This is a genomic window from Paenibacillus sp. EKM212P (genome assembly GCF_011066115.1).
Classification (GTDB): Bacteria; Bacillota; Bacilli; order Paenibacillales; family Paenibacillaceae; genus Paenibacillus; species Paenibacillus polymyxa_B.
In genome coordinates, this window is sequence record NZ_JAAMNR010000002.1 from 361,129 (window position 1) to 383,896 (window position 22,768).

General features: G+C 47.3%; 21 protein-coding genes. 6 read left to right on the top strand and 15 right to left on the bottom strand.

The window, feature by feature from the left end:
* Window positions 1-157 precede the first annotated feature (157 nt).
* From proB to mtnB, 6 genes are read left to right on the top strand one after another with little or no spacing between them, the layout of a single operon-like run.
* On the top strand, window positions 158-1,363 hold the full coding sequence (gene proB / locus G9G54_RS07745; RefSeq protein ID WP_069289799.1) for a glutamate 5-kinase: 1,206 nt from the start codon (window positions 158-160) through the stop codon (window positions 1,361-1,363).
* A gap of 12 nt (window positions 1,364-1,375) precedes the next feature.
* Entirely contained in the window at window positions 1,376-2,668 is a 1,293-nt protein-coding gene (locus tag G9G54_RS07750) for a glutamate-5-semialdehyde dehydrogenase (protein ID WP_165177163.1), read from the top strand.
* Window positions 2,669-2,707: 39 nt separating this feature from the next.
* Window positions 2,708-3,574 (top strand): pyrroline-5-carboxylate reductase, encoded by an 867-nt coding sequence (gene proC / locus G9G54_RS07755; RefSeq protein ID WP_165177165.1) that lies wholly within the window; start codon window positions 2,708-2,710, stop codon window positions 3,572-3,574.
* A complete protein-coding gene (locus tag G9G54_RS07760) occupies window positions 3,571-4,782 on the top strand; it encodes a 2,3-diketo-5-methylthiopentyl-1-phosphate enolase (protein ID WP_165177167.1) in 1,212 nt (403 codons plus the stop codon). Before proC ends, G9G54_RS07760 begins: the two co-directional genes overlap by 4 nt.
* Window positions 4,779-5,456 carry a 2-hydroxy-3-keto-5-methylthiopentenyl-1-phosphate phosphatase gene (locus tag G9G54_RS07765; protein WP_165177169.1) on the top strand — a complete coding sequence of 226 codons (678 nt, stop codon included), beginning with the start codon at window positions 4,779-4,781 and terminating at the stop codon, window positions 5,454-5,456. The genes G9G54_RS07760 and G9G54_RS07765 overlap by 4 nt, the downstream gene beginning before the upstream one ends.
* Entirely contained in the window at window positions 5,457-6,113 is a 657-nt protein-coding gene (mtnB, locus tag G9G54_RS07770) for a methylthioribulose 1-phosphate dehydratase (protein WP_165177171.1), read from the top strand.
* Between the two features lie 166 nt (window positions 6,114-6,279).
* On the opposite strand, the gene G9G54_RS07775 is transcribed toward mtnB, so the two are convergent.
* From G9G54_RS07775 to dinG, 15 genes are all read right to left on the bottom strand, one after another.
* Window positions 6,280-6,891, bottom strand: a complete 612-nt coding sequence (locus tag G9G54_RS07775) for a flavin reductase family protein (protein ID WP_165177173.1) — start codon at window positions 6,889-6,891, stop codon at window positions 6,280-6,282.
* A gap of 164 nt (window positions 6,892-7,055) precedes the next feature.
* Window positions 7,056-7,838 (bottom strand): hypothetical protein, encoded by a 783-nt coding sequence (locus G9G54_RS07780; RefSeq protein WP_165177175.1) that lies wholly within the window; start codon window positions 7,836-7,838, stop codon window positions 7,056-7,058.
* Between the two features lies 1 nt (window position 7,839).
* The gene (locus G9G54_RS07785; RefSeq protein WP_165177177.1) at window positions 7,840-9,108 is read right to left on the bottom strand and encodes a multi-tm2 domain protein; all 1,269 of its coding nucleotides are present in this window, start codon (window positions 9,106-9,108) and stop codon (window positions 7,840-7,842) included.
* Window positions 9,109-9,203: 95 nt separating this feature from the next.
* Window positions 9,204-9,674: a hypothetical protein gene (locus G9G54_RS07790; protein WP_165177179.1), complete on the bottom strand. Its 471-nt coding sequence runs from the start codon at window positions 9,672-9,674 to the stop codon at window positions 9,204-9,206.
* The gene (locus G9G54_RS07795; protein ID WP_155729679.1) at window positions 9,671-10,291 is read right to left on the bottom strand and encodes an RNA polymerase sigma factor; all 621 of its coding nucleotides are present in this window, start codon (window positions 10,289-10,291) and stop codon (window positions 9,671-9,673) included. The genes G9G54_RS07790 and G9G54_RS07795 overlap by 4 nt, the downstream gene beginning before the upstream one ends.
* A gap of 70 nt (window positions 10,292-10,361) precedes the next feature.
* A complete protein-coding gene (locus G9G54_RS07800) occupies window positions 10,362-11,090 on the bottom strand; it encodes a DnaD domain-containing protein (RefSeq protein WP_069289808.1) in 729 nt (242 codons plus the stop codon).
* Between the two features lie 3 nt (window positions 11,091-11,093).
* Entirely contained in the window at window positions 11,094-12,389 is a 1,296-nt protein-coding gene (gene asnS, locus G9G54_RS07805) for an asparagine--tRNA ligase (RefSeq protein WP_013310674.1), read from the bottom strand.
* A gap of 132 nt (window positions 12,390-12,521) precedes the next feature.
* Complete coding sequence (locus G9G54_RS07810) at window positions 12,522-13,718, bottom strand: acetate/propionate family kinase (RefSeq protein WP_013310675.1); 1,197 nt, start codon at window positions 13,716-13,718, stop codon at window positions 12,522-12,524.
* Window positions 13,715-14,587 carry a 3-hydroxyacyl-CoA dehydrogenase family protein gene (locus G9G54_RS07815; RefSeq protein WP_061829181.1) on the bottom strand — a complete coding sequence of 291 codons (873 nt, stop codon included), beginning with the start codon at window positions 14,585-14,587 and terminating at the stop codon, window positions 13,715-13,717. Before G9G54_RS07815 ends, G9G54_RS07810 begins: the two co-directional genes overlap by 4 nt.
* Before the next feature lie 136 nt (window positions 14,588-14,723).
* Window positions 14,724-16,226 (bottom strand): AAA family ATPase, encoded by a 1,503-nt coding sequence (locus G9G54_RS07820; RefSeq protein WP_069289810.1) that lies wholly within the window; start codon window positions 16,224-16,226, stop codon window positions 14,724-14,726.
* Window positions 16,219-16,752, bottom strand: coding sequence for a hypothetical protein (locus G9G54_RS07825; RefSeq protein WP_061829183.1), 534 nt, complete (start codon window positions 16,750-16,752; stop codon window positions 16,219-16,221). The genes G9G54_RS07820 and G9G54_RS07825 overlap by 8 nt, the downstream gene beginning before the upstream one ends.
* 540 nt (window positions 16,753-17,292) lie before the next feature.
* Complete coding sequence (locus G9G54_RS07830) at window positions 17,293-17,817, bottom strand: cell wall elongation regulator TseB-like domain-containing protein (RefSeq protein WP_165177181.1); 525 nt, start codon at window positions 17,815-17,817, stop codon at window positions 17,293-17,295.
* 37 nt (window positions 17,818-17,854) lie between these two features.
* Entirely contained in the window at window positions 17,855-19,156 is a 1,302-nt protein-coding gene (locus tag G9G54_RS07835; protein ID WP_165177183.1) for an amidohydrolase, read from the bottom strand.
* Window positions 19,143-19,796 carry a redox-sensing transcriptional repressor Rex gene (locus G9G54_RS07840; RefSeq protein WP_013310684.1) on the bottom strand — a complete coding sequence of 218 codons (654 nt, stop codon included), beginning with the start codon at window positions 19,794-19,796 and terminating at the stop codon, window positions 19,143-19,145. The genes G9G54_RS07835 and G9G54_RS07840 overlap by 14 nt, the downstream gene beginning before the upstream one ends.
* 44 nt (window positions 19,797-19,840) lie before the next feature.
* Complete coding sequence (dinG, locus tag G9G54_RS07845; RefSeq protein ID WP_061829187.1) at window positions 19,841-22,708, bottom strand: ATP-dependent DNA helicase DinG; 2,868 nt, start codon at window positions 22,706-22,708, stop codon at window positions 19,841-19,843.
* Between the last annotated feature and the right edge of the window lie 60 nt (window positions 22,709-22,768).

Consider the following 22,768-nt stretch of genomic DNA (forward strand, 5'->3'; position numbering starts at 1 on the left):
GACTATTAAGAGAGACTCGGTCCTGTTCAGAGAGTAAATTCCGATAGGCTGCAAGAATTTACCTGGACTCTCTCCCAACTCCTATCCCCGAGCGCCCTGCGCAATCAGGCGGTCCCTGCCGTTAACAGGTTTCAAGTGGGATGATCATGAATCATCAATGAAGGTGGTACCGCGGAAGCACAAACTTTCGTCCTTTGCATACAAAGGATGGAAGTTTTTTTGCATTAAAAAGAGTAAAATTAAGGAAGTGGACGTCTTGTCAACACGAATCGTCATTAAAATCGGAAGCAGCTCTCTGACTGGAGTGGAAGGTGGCTTGAATCGGGAAGCCATCGCTTATTTTGCCCGGGAAATCAGCTTGCTTCGTGCAAAAGGTCATGAAGTGCTGCTGGTTACATCAGGCGCAGTAGCCGCCGGATTCAGGGAGATTGGGTACCCGTTTCGCCCTAAGCTACTGCATGAAAAGCAGGCGGCAGCAGCTGTTGGCCAAGCTCTTCTCATGCAGGCCTATGAGCAGGCTTTTAAAGATTTTGACCTAGTGATCGCGCAGGTTCTGCTAACCCGTAGTGACTTTTTGAGCCGCAAACGGATGAATAATGCCGGAATGACCGTAGAAGAATTGCTGCGCCAGCAGGTTATCCCGATTTTTAACGAAAATGATACTGTATCGATTGACGAATTGAAATTCGGCGATAACGATATGCTGTCCGCGCTGGTTGCCAATCTGGTCAAAGCACAGCATCTGATTATCATTACGGACACCGATGGCGTATATACGGCAGATCCGCGCAAGCATCCGAATGCCGTACGTTTTGAACGTATCGAAGAAATTACAGAGGAGATTTATGCATTAGCTGGAGGTTCTGGATCGTCTGTAGGTACTGGCGGCATGCGATCCAAGATCGAAGCTGCCAAAGTCGCTACACGCGGCGGTGTACCTGTATATGTGGGACGCGTAAGCGCGAATGGTGATCTAGACGCAGCCGTCGAAGGACACGGACCGGGAACTTATTTTGACACCCACCTCTCTTCACTTCCGATGAAAAAACAGTGGCTTGGATTTATGTCCACCCCTCTGGGCGCAGTGCATGTAGACGAAGGGGCTGAGGAAGCGTTGGTTCACGGAGGACACAGTCTACTTCCGGTTGGCGTACGACGTGTCGAGGGCAGCTTTCATGCCGGAGATGTCGTTGAGGTGCTCGGACCGGAAAATAAAGTGTTAGGACGCGGCATCGTCAATTATGACGATGAACAGCTCCGAAATGTACAAGGATTACCCAGCGGCGAGGTTGTGGGCAAAATTGGTCCCATTCACCGGCTTGAGGTGATCCACAGGGATGAATGGATTACATTATGTATGTAGGGAGGCCGTAACATGAGTGATTTAACGACTAACACAGCTGCAACCGAGGAGAACCAGTTTAGCGAAGTACGAACCAAAGCGAATCTTGCTAAAAAAAGTGCCGGGGTCATGAACCGCCTGACTACAGCACAGAAAAACGAAGCATTGCTTGCTATGGCTGAAGCTCTAGTAAATCATACTGAAGAGCTGATTGCAGCAAACCATAATGACCTGAAACGTGGACGGGAACAGGGAACATCAGAATCTCTGCTCGACCGCCTCAAGCTGACCGAGGACCGAATCGGAGCTATTGCCGAAGGATTACGCCAAATTGTGGCACTGCCTGACCCGGTCGGCGACACCCTTGAGCAAATTGAACGTCCAAACGGCCTGCGAATTGAGAAGATACGTGTACCGCTGGGTGTCATCGGCATCATATATGAAGCGCGTCCAAATGTAACCGTGGATGCCGCGGGCCTGTGCTTGAAAACAGGCAATCCGGTTGTGCTACGCGGTGGTTCGGCCGCCCTCTTCTCCAACCGCAAGATTATCGAAGTACTCCAGCAGGCACTAGACGCAACAGCTGTGCCACGCGAGGCGCTTCAACTTATTGAAGATTCAGACCGTGCCTCGGTCAACGAAATGCTCACCTTGAACGGCTTGCTGGATGTAATTATTCCACGCGGCGGGCGTTCACTCATTCAAAATGTTGTTCAGAACGCTACCGTACCTGTCATCGAAACCGGAGCTGGTGTATGCCATACCTTTTTGGATGCTACAGCGGATACCGCAATGGCCGAAGCGATTACACTGAATGCCAAGGTGCAAAGACCGTCCGTGTGTAACTCGATGGAAACATTGCTCGTACACTCGGATTATGCAAAAGCACATTTAACAGGATTGGCAGAACGCTTTCGTGATGCGGGGGTTGAGCTACGCGGCTGTGCACGCACACGAGAATTGGTTCCTAGGGCTGTTCCTGCTACAGAAGAGGATTATGGCACTGAGTATAATGATTACATTATGAACGTAAAGGTCGTGGACAATCTGGACGAAGTACTGGAGCATATTGCCCGTTACGGTACGATGCATTCAGAGTGTATTGTCACCGAGGACAAAGCACATGTCGAGCGTTTTCTGCAAGAAGTGGACGCGGCAGCCGTGTACCACAATGCATCCACTCGCTTCACGGATGGCTTCGAATTTGGGTTTGGTGCCGAGATCGGAATCAGCACACAAAAATTACATGCCCGCGGTCCAATGGGATTGCCTGCCTTGACTTCAACCAAATATCGCGTGTACGGTACTGGACAAATCAGGGAATAATAACTTAAATCAATCTGTATCCTTGGAGGTTATGAATCTATGTGTGAATCACAAACAAAGGTTTTAATTAATGAGCAAATTACATTTTTCGGGGCAGGATCAATGGCAGAGGCTATTATTCGCGGAATGACGGCTCGTTCTGTTGTCAAACCTAGTGGTATTACCGTCATCAACCGCAGTAATCAGGCTCGCCTTGAGGAACTTCAAAAGCAATATGGAGTCTTGTTCCAAACCGAGGATGCCGCCAAAACCGAGCTTCTGCGTCGTTCTCCGGTCATTGTGCTTGCCATGAAGCCCAAGGATGCTGCACAAGCACTTGGACAGCTCGGCCCACTTCTGTCTGATGAGCAGCTGATCATTTCGGTAATCGCCGGATTGTCTATTCGTACGATGCAAACGTTGCTGGGTCGCAAGCAGCCGATCGCACGGACGATGCCCAATACATCCAGCTCAATTGGGCTGGGAGCCACAGGTATTAGCTTTTCCAAGGAGATCAGCGAAATCCAGCGTAAAAACGTGCTTACAATGTTCGAATCTGTAGGTACGGTAACGGTTATAGAAGAAGAGAAAATGGATGTTTTGACCGGGATATCTGGAAGCGGCCCTGCGTATGTCTACTACCTGATGGAAGCCATGATTGCCGGAGGAATCCGTGGTGGCTTGACCCCTGAGCAAGCGCACGAACTAACGGTGCAAACCGCGCTTGGAGCGGCACGTATGGTGCAGCAAACCGGAGAGGAGCCTTCTGCCCTTCGCCACAAAATTATGTCTCCTAATGGCTCTACGGTAGCTGCATTGGAAATGCTGGACAAAGGTGACTTCTACGAAACAGTAATTGCGGCGGTACAGCGGTGCGCTGAACGATCCCGCGAGATGGGAGCTGTACTCAAGGAGGGAATTGAATGAGCTATTGCTTGGCGACCTACCGGGTATACGATGACAAAGCCGATTTTAACCAAAAGGCCCAATCTATTGCCATCGGCATGACGGTGGGCAGCTGGACTGAGCTCCCGCAAGCCAAACGGGACGCGATGCAAAAGCATCTTGGCTCGGTTCATTCTGTGGATATTCACGATGGAGGTCCCGGTGAACGGTACGCGGACCTGACCATCGCTTACCCGGATGTCAACTTCAGCCGAGACATTCCCGCTCTGCTGGTCACGGTCTTCGGCAAAATTTCGATGGACGGCCGAATTAAGCTAACGAAGCTGGGTATCTCGGAAGCATTCCGCTCTGCTTTTCCAGGACCGAAATTCGGTATCAGCGGCTTGCGCGAGCAGCTTGGCGTGTATGATCGCCCCCTGCTCATGAGCATTTTCAAATCTGTAATTGGCCTCAATTTGGACGAACTTCGTGAACAGTTTACCCGGCAGGCTCTCGGTGGTGTTGATCTGATCAAGGACGACGAGATCTTATTTGAAAACGCGCTGACGCCGATTGAAAAACGTGTCGAAGCCTGCATCAAAGCCGCCAAAGCGGCTGAGCGTGAAACCGGTAAAAAGCTGCTGTATGCCGCTAATTTAACGGGACCGACCTCGCAGCTTAAGACACAAGCTCTCAAGGCCATTGATGCGGGTGCCAACGCGTTACTGTTTAACGTGTTGGCCTACGGTTACGATGTGCTGCATGAACTTAGCAGCGATCCCGCCGTCTCGGTGCCGATTGCAGCCCATCCTTCGTTAGCGGGTGCTGTTTATCCATCGCCACATTATGGTATATCGGCGTCCGTCCTACTCGGTCAGCTTATGCGGCTGGCTGGCGCTGACCTCGTGCTCTTCCCTTCTCCCTACGGCTCAGTGACGATGCCGCGTGACGAAAACATGGCAATCCGCGATGAGCTGATCAACCCTGATCTACCGCTGAAGGCCAGCATGCCTGTCCCTTCCGCAGGGATTCACCCGGGCCTCGTGCCGCTCATTGTACGTGATTTTGGTACTGACGTCGTGGTCAACGCCGGGGGCGGGATTCACGGTCATCCGCTGGGTACAGAAGCTGGTGGGCGCGCCTTTGTGCAGGCGATTGAAGCGGTACAGCAGAATGTCCCCCTGGCAGAATACGCCCATACTCACCCCGAGCTGCAATCTGCGCTCGACACATGGGGAGGCGAACGATGATCATAGCAAAGAAACCCGTCATTTTTTGCGATTTTGACGGGACAATTACGAACAGCGACAATATTGTCGCCATTATGAAGCATTTTCAGCCTACAGGCTGTGAGCCCATCATGCATCAAATCGTAAATGGGCATACATCCATTCGTGAAGGCGTAGGTGCGATGTTCGCCCTGATGCCTTCGGAACAAAAGGACGAAATTATCTCATATGTACTTGGACAAGCTGGTATACGCGAGGGCTTTGCACGCTTTTTGGACTATGTACGAGAGCAGCAGATTCAATTTTTCGTCACCAGTGGCGGCATTGATTTTTTTATTGATCCATTGCTAAAACCCTTTGACATTCCACACGACCACGTCTATTGCAACGGAGCGGATTTTTCCGGGGAGCGCATCCAGATTACGTGGCCGCATCCATGTGAGGAACCGTGTACAAATGATTGTGGCATGTGTAAAACGACTGTAATTCGTCAATATCCTTCCGGACAATACGAACGGATTTTGATCGGCGACAGCCTGACCGATTTTGAAGGAGCTAAAATTGCCGATCTTGTGTACTCCCGTTCGCATCTGACTTTAAAGTGTCAAGAGCTTGGCGTACCACATGTACCCTTTGAAACATTTGATGACATTATCGAGGATTTAAAGCAAAAACAGGAGCAAGGGGTGCTGTAAATGAGTTTTAACTTGGCAGACATTTCATTGGAAGAAAAACGCCGCGCACTGGAAGAACTCGCTGATGTCAAAGAACTATTCGCATCTCGCAACTGGTTCCCAGGCACGAGCGGCAATTTGTCGATCCGAATCGGTGACTTTCATCCCGAACAATTTTATTTTGGAGTCACCGCCAGCGGTAAGGATAAAACCAAGCGTACTCCGGAAGATTTTCTGTTCGTAGACCAGTACGGAAAAGCGGCAGAAGCGACAAACCTCAAGCCAAGCGCAGAGACGCTTATACATTGCGAAATTTACCGCCTGACAGGCTGCGGAGCCGTTTTTCATGTGCATACCGTGTTTAATAATCTGATTTCCGAATATTACGGTGAGCAAGGCGCTGTACCTATCCAAGGTATTGAGCTGATCAAGGCTTTTAACATTTGGGACGAAAATGCTGCGATTGATATTCCTGTACTGCCTAATTACGCAGATATTGCCTCGATTGCCAAGCTGGTGCCCGGTGTGCTAAATGATCAGGTGCCTGGAATTTTATTGCGTAACCACGGCATTTATGCGTGGGGCAGTGATGTATTTGAGGCTAAAAAGCATTTGGAGGCGTTTGAATTTTTGTTTGAAACGACCTATCGCTCCCTGCTGCTGAAAACTTTGAAGTAAATAAACTCATAAATATCAAAGATGCTTATCATTATTTGTAAAAGTGGCCATTGAATATCGAGAACGGAGCCTAAGCGATAGCACAGGAACGTTCTCTTTTTTATAATTAGGGTATTCTATTCTACTAGCCACATAAAATCTTAGGCATGCTGTAAAAAAACGCCCCCTATTGGGGACGCTCCAGCGTGAATTGCTCTCCTAGCTTCGCATAGTTGTTCCCAGCCAACCGACTTACTGGACGCAACTCCTTAGCAATCACATACGTATTTTGGTATGCTTCCTCGGACAAATGATACTGCACTACGCGTCCGATTAACAGATCACAGGCAGGTGAGTCCTCCTTGCCTCCCAACGGTATAACTTGTTCCAGAATACATTCCATGCGTATTTTCGCTTCTGCCACACCGGGAACTTCGATTTTTGTACTTTTGACCGGGGTAAGGCCTGCCAGTGCAACCTCACTCTCCTGCGGCAACAGGCGGGAAGCCGTCACATTCACTGCTCCCACATTGTCCTCGTCTGTGATATGTACGACAAATGCCTTGTGCTCCATCGCATTACGTGCTGTATCTTTGGGTACTCCATCAACACGTTGTACGGATACAGACAGCAGTGGCGGTTCAGAGGCTACGATGGAAAAATAACTGAACGGCGCACCATTCAGCACCCCTTCGCTGCTCAAAGTCGTTACAAAGGCTACCGGCCTTGGGATAATACTTCCAGTCAACAGCTTATAATTTTCACGCCCTGTAAGCGTATCAGGATTCAACGAAATCATTTTTCTCCCTCATTTCCGATCACAATCGCTATTCGACTGCACATCATCAAGTTTCGCCTGATAAGCAAATACACCATTAGCTAGCGACATGGATGACATCTCAGGCCTCCCTTCCAGTATCGCGTGAATGATACGAAATGTAAAGTTGGAGCCGGAAGATCTCCCTATTTTTCAATTATATTTCCTCTGCTATCGCGCACAGTAACCGTAGTTCCCTCAGGTACAGCAATCGTAACATCAAGCTGCTGCTGAGTCTGCATAAAACGTGTCGGAATTTGACCCAGTAATACATACAAGGTATCGCCGATTTGCTTAGTTTGATATAAATCTTGTCCTTTTAATTCGTCCTCTTTGCCTGTGTATACATAACTTCCAAACACATGCACCTCTGGTGAGGTGGTTGCGTCAATTTTGACCGCATAAGGATCTTCCCCTTGTACAATCACCTTGTTCACTCCGGCAGGTAGTTTTTCATGCCAGTCTGGGAGAACCCTTGTTTCCTGAACCGAACTCATTATTTCTCTGACTTGTGGAGTGATTCCCAATGAACTGACCAAGGCAAATCCGATACAGCAAAAAACCAATACCGCCGTAATAAACATACTAAACAAATCATAACCAATGCGCTCACGCGTCCCTTTCCAAGCAGTATACATTAAAATTTCCAATCCCAGCAAAACAAAAACGACAGGCCACCAGGTCAACGCCTGGTCCAGAATGCCCGCTCCCCAAAACTTGGAGGCAAACGTTACGCCCCCCAGCAGGACAAGGAAAAGTCCCATTGACAGCCTTCCAACTTTCCACACCCCTGCCGGAGTGTTTGACGCTTTAGAGGAGCTATTTTTGTTAGATGATGTACCCAATATACCTGTGGCACCTCCTCCATCGCTATGAGGATGATGGACTCCCTTTAAGGGAGCCTCACTCTTTGAAAATTCAGTATCCATTCTATTGCTTCTCCTTTACTCGTTTAGATTTGGAATTCCCAATCATCATCCAAATACCACCGCCGATCAACAATAAGGATACGATAATCGTCCGTAGATACATGTCAACCAAATTATAAATCTCTCCGTTTGGAAACAGACGATCCAGAGTAGGAACTAGTACGTTAATTAAGATGTAATAGGCGCCCAGCAATAGTAACCCCAAGCCTACCCAGCGGTGATATTGTGCAAACATACCGATCACAGGTTTGTCGATCAGCGGCTCCCGTCCATAACGGCTTACTTGCTGTAATGCATCAAAAAAACTGTAAAACCAAACCACCGGAAGCAGGAACAAAAAGAGTGAAAGATGCAGCACGTCCAGTACATAGATGCCTCCTAAAAACAAAAGCATGAGTTGGAGTCCACGCTTTTGCAAACCTATATACATATGTCCGGCACCGGGAAATACCGATAAAATGGTAGCCAGCATTTTACTTCGGCGTCCCTCGATTCTTCCATGCTCCAGTTCCTCAAACAAAGTCCGGTCCTGAAGAATTTCTCCAGCTTGTTTGCGATGTACATGCTGCACCGCATCAAACATGCAATACAGCCAAATAATCGGCAACACGCCCGCAAAGGCCAAAAATCCGGATTCGTTAGTAATGCTAGTAATAAAGATAAGAATCGCACCAAAGCCAAAGAAGGACAGTAAAAAAGACAAACCACGCTGCATCAGCCCCAAATGGAGGTGTCCCAATCCAGGAATGAACGACAGCAAAATCGTAAAAAAGCGTTCATTCTCCGATCCTCTTTGAAAAGCAGGTGATCCTGCCATACCATAGTGTCCTTGTTGATAATGGTTATTATAGCCCGGGCCATATCCCATTCCTGCTCCCGGTACATCCGTATCTGCGTGTGTTGCCCCCTCCGGCATCTCCCCTGTTAAACCAGCCTGTCCATAAGCTCTATTTTGCGAGTAAAAATCGTATGGATTGGGCCCTGCATGAGGGGGGTATGGAGCAGCGACTGCACGAGGATCATAACGCAACAAGCTAATCATGATATGCAGCGTGCTGAGTCCCCAGAAAAGGGCGGCAACAAACATACTGGCCAATAAAGGCATTTCGTCACTTGATATCACTGAAAAAAATAATCCTCCCGCCAGACATCCGAAAAACAAAATGGTGTATACAAACGCATTGGCTTTTCGGGTCCAGTAATAGTGTCCCACACCGGGAATGATGTTCAATAGAAATGCCAAGAGCTTGCTTCTTTCCGTATAAGGCATCGCTACACTTCCTTTCTATTTATGGGATTTTGATAAAGTTCCCAATTGAAGGTTGTTATTTTTGAGTTTTTTCATCTCAGCCTTTATCCGATGATTTAGGGCTTTAATTTATCGAGCCAGGTTGTTGTAGCTCGCATGACCTCTTCACTGTAAGAAACGCGTTCTTTTGGAGGAATCGGCTTTCCGTCTATTTGCGGCATCATTTTGTCAAAGGCTCCACTGGACAACAAGATCAACGTTAGGCTTGCGGCGACAACATAATGAAACACAGGTTTTTCAAACCAGCGGCGTTTTTTAAACATAACTTGACTCGGTTCAGCTTCTATCTCGGGAAGAACGGCCATTACCTGATCTGTGAAGCGCTCCGTATCCATCCAGGCAGAATAATCTTTTAAAGTTGACTCCAGTTGCTCCAGTGCAACAAGATATAACATCAGCGCCTGTTCGTCTTCCAGCAGTAGCTTTTCCAGCCGGGCAGATTCTTCTATCGTGCAAGTTCCTGCAATGTAAGCATGCCAGTCATTCGATTTCCCTTCAATCCACGGTTTATCTTGTTGGTCAGTCATTGCCATTCCTCCTCCTTCCAGTGATTTCGAATCCATAGCCGCGCCCGATAAAGTCTCGACTCTACTGTTTTTAAAGCTACCTGCGTCTCTTCTGCAATTTGATCGTAAGTTTTGCCCTGCATATAATAGGCTTGAATAATATCCCGATGTTGCTGGGGCAACTGGGCAATTTTTTGCGATAGTTCTACAGTTTGCTCCTCGCGGATGAGACGGGCCAGCACATCCTCATCCCGGGAAGGGAGCTGTACAAGGGATTGTGCCACGTCTATAAGCTCTGCGGGTCGTCTGTCCTGTTTGCGCTTAATATCCAGCGCTTTGTGGAGCGCAATTCGGCTCAGCCACGTTTTAAATCCTTCGTTCCGGTACTGGGGGAGAGACTTGTACACCTGAACGAACGCCTCCTGCGCGGCATCTTCGGCTTCCTTGCTGTCATGCAGTACCGAGTAGGCGATATGAAATACATGCTTGCTGTACAGCTCTACGATCTCACGGAACGCCTGCCGGTCACCGGACCGTATTCGTTCAATGATTCTCTCTATATCAATGACGCTCTCCCCCTTCCCAATACTATAGACGCCAGGAAATTTCCTTCCCCTGCATATCTCGAAAAAAAATATTTAAAAAAGGACACACCCTCCTGACGGAATGGTGTGTCCTCTATCATTAAAGCCTATTTAGACCGATATATCAATTGCGTCCGCCACCACGGAATCGCTGGGCGTATTCTTTGGCATCCTGTGCATTACGAACACGGTTTCGGCTCCACTCCAGCAAAATACGGTCTATATACCGGAAATGTACTTTCCCTGCAAATACCGCTTCCTTCAAAGCCAGCAAAATCAGCTCCTCGGGATACCGATCCTGATCCACCCAGCTGGTGATCGTCTCGTATTCCATCGGTGACAATGGGCGCCCGAATTCTTTCTCAAAAATCGTGAACAAATTTCGTTCTTCTGTAAGCGGGGATTCTGATATTCCATTCAGTAAATCCGGCTTTCCGGCAAACAAAATGTCATCTTCATCGTGCTGCTCATTACGCTCAGCGATCATACATTCTGCCAACTTACGGTACAGCCCCGTCAAATTGTAACGTTCGAATTGTACGGATGAGCTGCGGTCTTCTACGGAATCGATTCTCAAAAATCCTTCTTTCATGAGCTTACTGAAATAGAGTGCGATTTCGTTCGCAGTGCATCCGATACGTGACTGCAATTGTTCCCATGTCGGAAATTCATTACGTTCTGCTTGTTTAAAGGCAAGCAACTGCATCAGTAGCAGCATTTCACCATCCGTCAGCCGAAGTGTCCGATAATGCTTGAGCAGGGCGTAGGGAATCTGGACCATTCCGGCTTCCATAGCAAAGGCTACTCCCTCCGCCCATTCTGCCGCTGACGTCTTGTCGAATGATCCGGTCATCGGTTACGGATACAAACGATACAGCATACGTGGGAACGGAATCGTTTCACGTACATGATCGAGTCCACAAATCCATGCTACTGTACGCTCCAGGCCCAGTCCAAAGCCGGAATGCGGAACGGTACCATAGGTGCGTAAATCCATATACCATTGGTAGGCTTCACGAGCCAAGTTATGCTCGTTAAAACGTTCTTCCATCAATGCTGGATCATCAATCCGTTGGGAACCCCCGATAATTTCGCCGTAGCCTTCAGGAGCGATCATATCGGCACACAGAACAACCTCTGGACGGGTCGGGTCTGGTTTCATATAGAATGCCTTAATGTGAGTCGGCCAATGTGTAATGAACACAGGCTTGTTATATCTTTCAGCAATCGCCGTTTCATGAGGAGCACCAAAGTCTTCTCCCCATGGAATATCGAAACCTTCACCTTGAAGGAAGGCAATCGCCTCATCATACGTAATACGTGGGAATTCGCCTTGAATTTGCTCCAGCTTCGAAACATCGCGTCCGATTGTTTCAAGCTCCTTCGCACAGTTTTTCAGAACAGACTGCACGATATGACTTACAAACTGCTCCTGAACGCGCAAGGATTCTTCATGATCCACAAAAGCCATCTCAGGCTCGATCATCCAGAACTCAATCAGGTGACGACGTGTTTTAGACTTTTCCGCACGGAAAGTTGGACCAAAGGAATATACTTTTCCCAGCGCCATTGCCGCGGCTTCCATATACAACTGTCCGCTTTGTGTCAAATACGCATCTTCATCAAAATATTTAATGTGGAACAATTCTGTTGTGCCTTCTGCAGAGGAAGGAGTCAAAATGGGTGGGTCCACCTTCGTAAAGCCGTTGCCGTTAAAGAATTCCTGTACAGCACGGATAATTTCCGCCCGTACGATCAGAACAGCACGTTGCTTGGCGGAACGCAGCCACAAGTGACGATGATCCATCAGGAAATCTACACCATGCTCTTTGGGTGTAATCGGGTAGTTTTCGGTCAAATGAATAATTTCAATGCCTGTAACCGTTAATTCAAAGCCCGATTGGCTACGCGGTTCTTCACGCACCACTCCAGTAACGTAAAGGGAGCTCTCTTGAGTCAAGGATTTGGCGTCATTCCAAATATCCTCGGACACTTCGCTTTTCACAATAACCCCTTGAATATACCCGCTACCATCGCGCAGTTGCAGGAACTGAATTTTACCACTAGATCGTTTATTGTTTACCCAAGCGCCGATTGTAACCGTTTCCCCTACATGGCGGCCCACTTGGGCAATCGTACTTTTATTCGTCATGACCGTCTCTCTCCTCTTAACCGAAAATCAAACAGCCCTTCCCCCTGGGTCAGGCTGTTTGCTCTCGCTGTTTGGTGCATGCGGAACTCAAACAATAGTCCGCATGCATAAAGTTTACACTTTCGAACCGAACTACTGAACCAGACGGAACGTGTCACGGGCAATAACCAGTTCTTCGTTCGTTGGAATGATCAGTACTTCTACCTTTGAATTTGCAGTTGTAATCCGGCGAGGCTCGCCAGAACGAATAGCATTCAACGATTCATCCAGCTCGATACCGAGGAATGTCAGTTGCTCCAGCACTCTCTTACGCAGAACGATGGAGTTCTCGCCTACACCTGCTGTAAATGCAATTACGTCTACCCCGTTCATTGCGGCAGCATACGATCCAATGTATTTGCGCAGACGGTATTCATACATTTCGAATGCCAATGTAGAATTAGCTTCGCCTTTTTCCATACCTTCTGTGATTTCACGCATGTCACTGCTGATACCGGAAATAGCTAAAAGTCCACTATGCTTGTTCAGCATGGAATTGACTTCATTGACAGTCAATTCTTCTTTGTTCATGACATAAGGTACGATTGCTGGGTCCAAATCACCACTACGAGTACCCATCATAAGACCTTCCAGTGGAGTCATCCCCATGGAAGTATCAACAGACAAACCGCCTTGAACTGCTGTTACACTACCACCATTACCGATATGACAAGTGATAATCTTCAGGTCCTCCAAAGGACGACCAAGGAATTTGGCGGCTTCCTTACTTACAAAATCATGGGAAGTGCCGTGGGCACCGTAACGACGAACCTTATACTTATTGTACAACACTCTTGGAATGGCGTACATATAAGCTTTTTCAGGCATGGTTTGATGGAACGAGGTATCAAATACCACAACCTGCGGTACATCTGGCATATTCAATTCAGCCGCTTTAATCCCCATCATGGAAGCAGGGTTATGCAGTGGTGCCAGGTCAAACAAGCGGCGGATTTCACTCTTCGCTTCAGGCGTTACAACTGCAGACTGTTTGAAGATTTCGCCTCCATGAACCACACGGTGGCCTACAGCCTGAATTTCACTAGTACTGGAGATTACACCATGTTCAGCATCTGTGAGTGCGTTCAGCACTTTACGGATGGCTGTAGTATGTTCCAAAATTTCGCTAACTTCGGTGTATTCTTCTTTATTGGTTGGCTTATGCGTCAGAATGGAGGAATCCATACCGATGCGCTCTACCAATCCTTTTGCCAGAACGGACTCGTCTGTCATATCATACAATTGGTATTTCAGGGAAGAACTCCCTGCATTGATTACGAGAATTTTCATATCCGGTCACCATCCTTGTCGTACTTAAAGAAGCCTTCGCCCGATTTCACGCCCAGATTACCTGCACGCACCATTTTCTTCAGAACGATGGACGGACGATATTTCAATTCGCCGAATTCACGGAACATACGCTCCAGAGCAGCCAAAACGGAATCTAGACCAAAGCGGTCAGCCATTTCCAAAGGACCGCTTTGGAAGTTATAGCCGATTCGCATAGCGTCATCAATATCTTCAGCGGAAGCCACGCCCTCTTGAAGTACATGGGCCGCTTCGTTAATCAGCAGACAGATAATCCGGCTTGTTACGAATCCAGGAGATTCATAAATCATGACTCCTTTTTTCTCCACTATTTCTTCCACGAACATTTTAGTGTGTTCAAATGTATCGTCCGAAGTTTTCAAACCACGAATAATTTCTACAAGATCAATACGGGATACTGGATAAATAAAGTGCATACCAATAACACGCTCAGGATACTTGGTCGAGCTAGCAAGCTCGGTCAGGCTCAGCGTGGATGTATTACTTGCAAGAATAATATTGCTTGGACACACATAGTCTAGCTCTTGGAACACTGCTTTCTTCTCGTCCAGATTCTCTGTAATAGTCTCAATGACCATATCGCAGCTGCCGAGCTCCGCCAAATGGATTACTTTTTGAATACGGGATAAGATCAATTTTTTCTCAGCTTGAGTAATTGCCCACTTTTCCAGTTGTTTGTCCAGACTCGTTTCAATCATATTGTAGGCGTAGTCTAGTTTCTCTGGTGTCTGCTCTACCAGCAGCACATCGATTCCTTTGGACGCGAGCATTTCAGAAATCCCCTGTCCCATGGTGCCGCCGCCGATGACGCCGATTTTTTTAAATTGCATGATTCTTTACTCCACCCTTTCCTGGTCACTCTCATATATTGTATCCTTCTTTGTCGAAAAATACATGTTTATGTCCCAATAGATAATAATATCTTAGCACGGACTAAAAGTAAAAAAAAATAACCAGCATAAAAAATTATGCTGGTAATAAAGCATTTTCACTAAATTGACATCTAAATTGGTCTCCAGACAGAGTTTCTTCCTTCATCAGGATGTCAAGTGAGTTGTCGAACACAGGACGATGCTTTTCCAGCAACTCCAAAGTTCGGGTATGCAGGTCAGCCATAATCTCGCCATTTTCCCGCATAAGTTCTTCTTTGGTTACCATTTCCATGTTAATAATGCCAAGTGAAGTCAAACCGGAAGTCATCATCGTATGAACGATGTTCAGCGCCTGCTCAAAATCATTACTTGAGCCGGTACTGCGACCGCCATAGTACATTTCTTCCGCCGTGGCCCCTGCGAGCGAGATCATGATCTGCTCCTCCAGGAACTGCTTGGTGTATAAATAATGCTCTTGCTGTGGATTGTGGCGCACATAGCCAAGCGCTTTCCCACGTGGGCTAAGTGCTACCTGGCTTACGCTACCGGGACGAACAATTTCGGCCATAATAGCATGTCCCAGTTCATGAATCGCTACACGTTTTTTCTCTTCCAACGTCGATTCTCGATCTGTCTTTTCACCCATCATTACTTTGTCAATTGCCATCGACAGATGCTTCTGCGCAATCATTTTCTGATCCTGTCTCATCGCATAGATTGCCGCTTCATTCATCACGCTCTCCAGCTGTGCGCCGGAAAACCCGTAAGATTCCTCAGCAATTTTGTCCAGATTCGCATCTTCCTGAATCGGTTTGTTTTTGGCATGAATTTTAAGAATATGAAGACGGCCCTTCTTATCAGGCAAATCCACTTGAATATGACGGTCAAAACGTCCTGGACGCGTTAAGGCGCTGTCCAACATTTCTTTACGGTTTGTTGCTGCAATGATCAAAATCCGCGGTGTATCTGCCGAATAAATGCCATCCATTTCTGTCAGCAACTGATTCAAAGTCTGATCATATTCTCGTTGCTGTCCACCCTCACGTTTACCACCAATTACGTCGATCTCGTCAATAAAAATAATCGCATTTTCCTTCTTTTCCTTGGCTGCACGAGTACGTGCCTCCCGAAACAACTCACGGACACGACCCGCGCCAACACCAACGTACATTTCAACAAATTCACTACCTGAGGCTGCAACAAATACAGAATTAGTATAGTGTGCGGCTGCTTTCGCCATCAGTGTTTTCCCTGTTCCCGGAGGACCTGTGAGCAGAACACCTTTTAATGGACGGATACCAAACTTGGAAATTTCATCATGTCGATTCAAAAAGTCCAGGGCCTCACGCAACTCCTGCTTAGCGCTTTCCTGCCCACCGATTTCCTCAAAAGTCAGTTTGTCCGGACCATTTTTTTTGCGTTTACGTTCTTGCCCAGCACCTACGGCCAAGCCACCACGCGCATGCATGAGCATTAACAAGCCGCTGAGCATCACGCCAGCAACTAGAAGAGGGATAATATTCACCCCAATAAAAACGAGAAATATAATAGTCACCGGCACTATGCCGATTAATGTTTCCTTGATCCATCTAGGCATTAGGCCATACCCCCATTTGCTGAGATTGACGTGGCAAAACGATAAACTTGGTCGCTTTACCTTCGCTGAGTCGGATATAGACATTGTTCGAATCCATGTCGGTATCAGCTTTGATACCCGTCTTTTTCTTTTTCATCTGCTCAACTGTAGATGAAATTTGAGTATACTTTTTATTTTCCATCGCTTCGGCTACAGGAAACATAGCCTCAGACCACCATTGATTCAGTGCTGAATTGGAACGATCTTCAATATCCAGCTTAATGGTACGGCTGCCAATGATGGTTTGTCCTTTTTGCTTAACCACATCGACTAATCCGGCCACATCCGCCTGCGGTTTGAGATCTAGTTTCAATACAACCTGATCCTGTTTAATATCTATTTGAGCGCTTGTCACGCCTGGATATTGAGAAACCAGTTTTTCCAGAGGACTTTGCATTGTAACCTGACGGTAAATGAACCATCCCCCAAATAGCAGCAAAGCTGCCAAAACTGCCGCCACAACGATAGGAACTGCACGCAATTTCAAACAACATCCTCCTCTCAAAATGTAAAACCCAGAAGAAACGGGACGAATGTCAACAAACAACCAAATTGCATGATCTTACAGCGATCAGCAATTCTTTTTTCTATCATTTTTGTCTATCACTTATAAAATATAGTATATCATAACGTATATCTAATATCGAAGGCAATGTGTGGAGGAGTTGTGATGAGGCAAAATCTTTGGTTAAGGTGGAGGCGAGACGCTGAGCGTAGGATTTGATCTTACGATCGCTGTTGCCACCAGATTTTTCTCGATTATATTCTTACGGAGAAAATCCGGCGGCAAAGGCGAACGCTCCGCTTCTCCAGATTCAAATCCTCCACTCCGTACTGCCCGCCATAAAGATGAATTTGCCCTAGGAGAGAAGATGGATAGGTAAAGATGCTTCACTGGTTTTCAGACCATTTTACGGCATAGCAAGACTAAAAGACGTAAATACGAATTTCATCGCATTTACGTCTTTTTCTTAAGCTTTCAATTATTTACTAGTCATTCATTCCACATCTGCTAATCCTCAACCAGCTAGTTATTGGGCAAAGTATATTTTACACCCGTCGCTACCCCATCTGAGAAACGATAAAAGCTGTAGTAATGATGACTTCCATCATCGTAAAACAACTGCCACACATATTCGCCATTGAACACACTCGGCTGAAGCCTTACAATTTTTACACCTGGAAGCTGCTGCTGAATTATTGCCGTCATTTTTTGCTCATCGACTCCATTCTTCAGCAGTTCGGTGTGAACACCGCTATTATCTGCGGCAGGTACGTTAGGTTGTCCTTCCACTTTTTGAAAAGGAACCCACACCATTATATTTTCATTCTGTGCATTTTTCCCTTGAACCACCCAATATACCTGATCCCACACAGACTTCCATGTTTGAGTCGTGCTAACCAGACCACCTGATTGCTTGGCCTTAATGATAGCGGCATTTTTCTCAGCCACCTGGTCTTGAGTAACATAGGAATAATACCAGAAAATGCTGACCAGGATCAGTATTACGGCCAAAATGGCGACCGCTATCCACTTTTTCTTATTTTTCAAACCCGTGCTTCCTCTCTAAGGGGATGTGACACCTGAATTAGCGCGACAGCAGCCCTTCAAAGGCGGCTTGTGCCTCATGTTTGATGCGTTCCTCGTCCATAGTCAGGCATTCGCCGTTTTTCACAACCTGACGACCGTCTACCCATACGTGAACCACGTCTTTGGCGCTTGCTGAGTATACCGCATGGGAAATAATATCTGTACGCGGCAAGAAATGTGCCTGATTCAGATCCAGCGCGATAAAGTCAGCCTTGTTGCCTGCTGCCAACGCTCCTACTTCTTTTAAACCAATTGACTTTGCACCGTATTCTGTTGCCAGACGCAGCGCTTCACTCGCAGGAACTGCCGTAGGGTCACCAGATACACCCTTGTGAATAAGTGCTGCCAGACGCATTTCCTCGAACATATCCAGGTTATTATTACTGGCAGGACCATCCGTTCCGAGAGAAACGGTAACCCCTGCACGCAGCAATTCAGGCACTCTTGCCACACCACTTGCCAGCTTCAAGTTGCTACCTGGGTTGTGCGAAACCGCTACACCACGTTCAGCCAGTAAAGCTATTTCTTCGTCATTCAAATGAACGCCATGGGCAACAAGCGAAGGACGGGAGAAAAAGCCAAACTTATCCAAGTGTGCAACTGGACGCAAACCGTAGTCACGTACGTTTTGCTCCACTTCGGCGATCGTCTCAGACATGTGCGTATGCAGCGGCAAATCCAGATCATGCGCAGCTTGTACGAATTTTTCAATAAACGCAGGTGGACAGGTGTATGGCGCATGCGGTGACATCATCGTTGTAATACGCCCGTCTGCTTTACCATGCCAGTTACGCGCAAAAGTTACGGCCTCAGCCAGCTTGATTCGCTGTTCTTCCTCCGAACATAGTCCAATTGCTCCACGCATCAGACTTGCACGAATACCTGACTCTTCAGCCACACGAGCCACCTCATCCATATGATCGTACATGTCCAGGAAGGTCGTTGTTCCACCTTTCAGCATTTCCAGCACAGACAACGACGTACCCCAGTACACGTCCGTAGATGTAAACTTGGCTTCCATAGGCCACATTTTTTCCTGAAGCCATACTTGAAGTGCCAAGTCATCTCCATGCCCACGCAGCAGAGACATCGCCGCATGACCATGAGTATTAATCAGACCAGGTAAAAATAAAAGCCCCTTACCATCGATCGCTTCCGTCTCTTCCTCACCCGAAGGCAAAGTCTCGCCAATGTAAGTAATGCGGCTATCTTCCACAATCATAAAACCATGGATTACCCCAGCTTCTGGTCCATTTACGGCAAAAGAGCCGTTTTTAATCATCCATTTATTCACTGTCATATTGTGTTTCTTCCTTTCCGTCCTCCAAATAATAAGCGAGGCTAAGCAAATCAGTTGTAAAGTCTGTGGCATGAATCCGAATGTTGGCCGGTGCCTTGAGAGTAGTCGGTGCAAAGTTCAGGATCGCTCCAATTCCGCTCTCAATAAGCCTGTCAGCCACGTGCTGTGCTTCAAAATCAGGTACGGTAATAATCCCGATTCGAATGTTTTTTTCTTTCACAGTCGCTTCCAGTTCATCCATCGGTTGCACGACCAATGTATTGATCTTGGTCCCTACCTTATCCGGAAACGCATCAAATACCGCTACAATCTTCATATTGTCTTTTAAATAAGCGTTATAATTCGAAAGGGCTTGCCCCAGATTACCCGCTCCGACCAATACTACATTAATTTGCTGATCGATTTTCAGGATATGGCGTATTTTCTCAATTAGATAAGAAACATCATAACCGATACCCTTCCGACCAAAATCTCCAAAATAGGCGAGATCTTTACGGATTTGGGCCGGGTTCAAATCTAGCCTCTGTCCCAACTCTTGAGAAGAGACCGTAGCCACCTCCCGTTTGTGAAGTGCATTCAGATAACGTAAATATACGGGTAACCTCCGTACGACAGCCTCTGAAATTTTATCTGATTTCATACTTGCTCCCCCTAATTGTAACGAACATACTTAGTGTCCGTCCGTTATGCCTCGGTCTCCGGGGCGGATTGGAGCCATTCGGCGATGCGGGGCACCATTTGCTCCGATGGCATATGCTCCATTTTTGGTCCCGGTAACGAGTACAAAAAGTGCTTTCCGTAATAGGATTCGATCACACGCGTATCGTAAACGATAACGACCCCGTGGTCGCTCGCTGTACGAACCAACCGACCAAATCCCTGTTTGAAGCGAATGACCGCTTGTGGTACAGACAGCTTCATAAATGGATTCTTCTTCTGCTGCTGGAGCAGCTCGCTTTTTGCCTCCAGCAACGGGTGATTCGGCGGTTGAAATGGCAAGCGAACAATGGCTAGACAAGTCAGAGCCTTCCCCGGAATATCGACGCCTTCCCAGAAGCTGCTGGTTCCCAGCAATACAGAAGCTTTGGCTTCCTGAAAACGGCGGGTTAGCTTGCTGCGACTCCCACTGTCCACACCTTGTCCCAGCACAGTAATTTCGCTGGATGCTAAGGCCTCTTTGAGCGGTTCATACACTTGCCGGAGCATCCGATAGGAAGTAAACAGAACGAGCATTCTCCCCCGCGTCGCCTGAGCAGTCGCTCCTAGAGAGCTAACGAGCATATCTACAAAGTGTGCATCTCCTACACTGCCCTTCACGCTTGGGAAATCCCGTGGAATGACCAGCAACACCTGATCCCTGTAATTAAAGGGTGACGGGAGCTGCGAAGTCATCAGCCGCTCTTGATCTGCGGCCTCCTGCAAGCCGAGCTGATCGATCATGTACTGAAACGACTTATCTACCGATAAGGTAGCAGACGTCAGAATGATGCTTCTTTTTTTGTCAAAAAACATTTCTTTCAACTGGCGGCTCACATCGACGGGCACCGCATAAAATTGTAATGATTTACTGCGGAATTGCCCACTCGCTTCGAGCCAGTATACGGTTGTTTCATCATCGAGTCGCATAAAAAAGCGCAAATTTTCTCGAATCCCCGCCAGATCCTTGAGCAGACCCGTGATATCTGTAATAAGGCTATCCGCCGCATAATCGTCATGTTCTTCCTTGACGTCCAGCATCAGCTTGTCGCCCTTGCGCAAAATTTCACTCATCGTTACATATAGCTGATTTTCCAAAGCCCCCGCCTGATCCCACTTTGCAGGCTTGGCTGAAGGTTTGAGACGGGAAGAAAACTGTCCTGTTTCACCCGGTGTCGCATCGCTTCGCTCTGGCAACATGCCAAACAGTTTGTCGCTTAGCAGATCCCAAGTTTCCTTAACCTCTAACACGAGCGGATACATCTGATCGATGGTTGAGGCCCAATCCGTCGACTTCTCGTGCCCCGATTTCGCCAATTGTTGACGAAGTGAAGGCAGTTGTCCATTCTTGCTGTCTTTGAACAGTCGCGTCAGTGTATGCACGAGTGTGAAATATTTCATATGCATACCTAGGTGCTTACCAGCTACTTCCTCCAGGTGATGGGCTTCATCAATCACCAGATGTTCATAGCTCGGCAACAACTGGTGACTAGCTTTGACGTCTGTAAACAACTTAGAGTGATTCGTAATAACAACATCCGCTATCCCTGCTTCATGGCGTGCACGATGATAATAGCATTTGCGGAACCATGGGCAAGAACGACCAAGACAGGACTCTGAATCACTCGCCACCGTTTCCCAGAAATCTCCACCACGGTTGCTCAGATTCAGTTCTTCATCATCACCGGTTTCTGTTAGCGTCAACCAGACGATCATCTGAGCAGCTGTAATTAAATCTTCCTTCGGTGTCGCGAAGTCTCTTCTGTTTATTTTATGTTCAAACTTACGCAGACACAAATAATGTCCCCGACCCTTGAAAATAGCAGCCCGGAACGGAAACGGAATCACCTTAGTCAGCATCGGAATGTCGCGCTCGCGTAATTGCTCCTGCAGGTTGATCGTATGTGTACTTACCATAACTCGCTGTCCTTTTTTCACACTGTGATACAGCGATGGGAGCAAATAGCCGAGGGACTTCCCTGTTCCTGTACCTGCTTCGATCAGTAGATGCTTGTCTTCACTCAGTGCCTGATTTACACCCTCAATCATCTGTATCTGCGCCTCGCGCTCCTCATATTGGCTCAAGGATGAACGCAAGTTGTCCCGCACATCATCCATGTACTCCTCAAAGGAAACACCTGACAGTGGATTCGGGTCATCTTCTCTACGCGGAGCAGCTAGCTCCGTCCAATCTTCCACTTTTAGCGCAAGCTGACGAAAAAACTGATGTCCCTCCAGATCCTGAATAGGATCAAGCTCTTTCTCTTCACGCACCCCATCAAGAAACCATCCAAGGTCACTGTCTTCCTCTGCAAACAAATCGCTAAGCCGCTGTATCGTTATCAAAGGTAATGCTTGAAGCTCACCCAGACACTTTAAAAACACCTCAGCCGTAGCCAACGCGTCGCTGTCTGCTTGGTGAGGGCGATCATGCGCCAGCCCAAACTCAGAAGACACAAAACCCAACTGATAAGAAGATAGCGATGGAAACATAATTTTCAGAAAATCCATTGTATCCAAGATTCTTCCGCTAAACGGCAAATATCCGCACCGATCCAGAGCGTTTTGCAAAAAATTAAAATCAAACGCCACATTATGACCGACCAGTACAACATCGTCCAGCATAGGCACGAGCTCCATCATCATTTCTTCAAGTGCAGGAGCATCCTTGACGTCATCGTCTGTAATTCCGGTCAACCCGGTGATAAAAGGGGGAATAGATCTGCCAGGGTTTACATAAGAGCCGTAAACACGGGAAATGCTGTTATCATGATCTATAATTGCAAGTCCGACTTGAATGATGTCATCCGCGGACTGGGTGCCTGTCGTTTCAAAATCCAATACCGCAAATTTCATTCGGGCTAATCCTTTCTTATGACACTTACAAAAATAACAACTCTGTATATTAGCATAGCA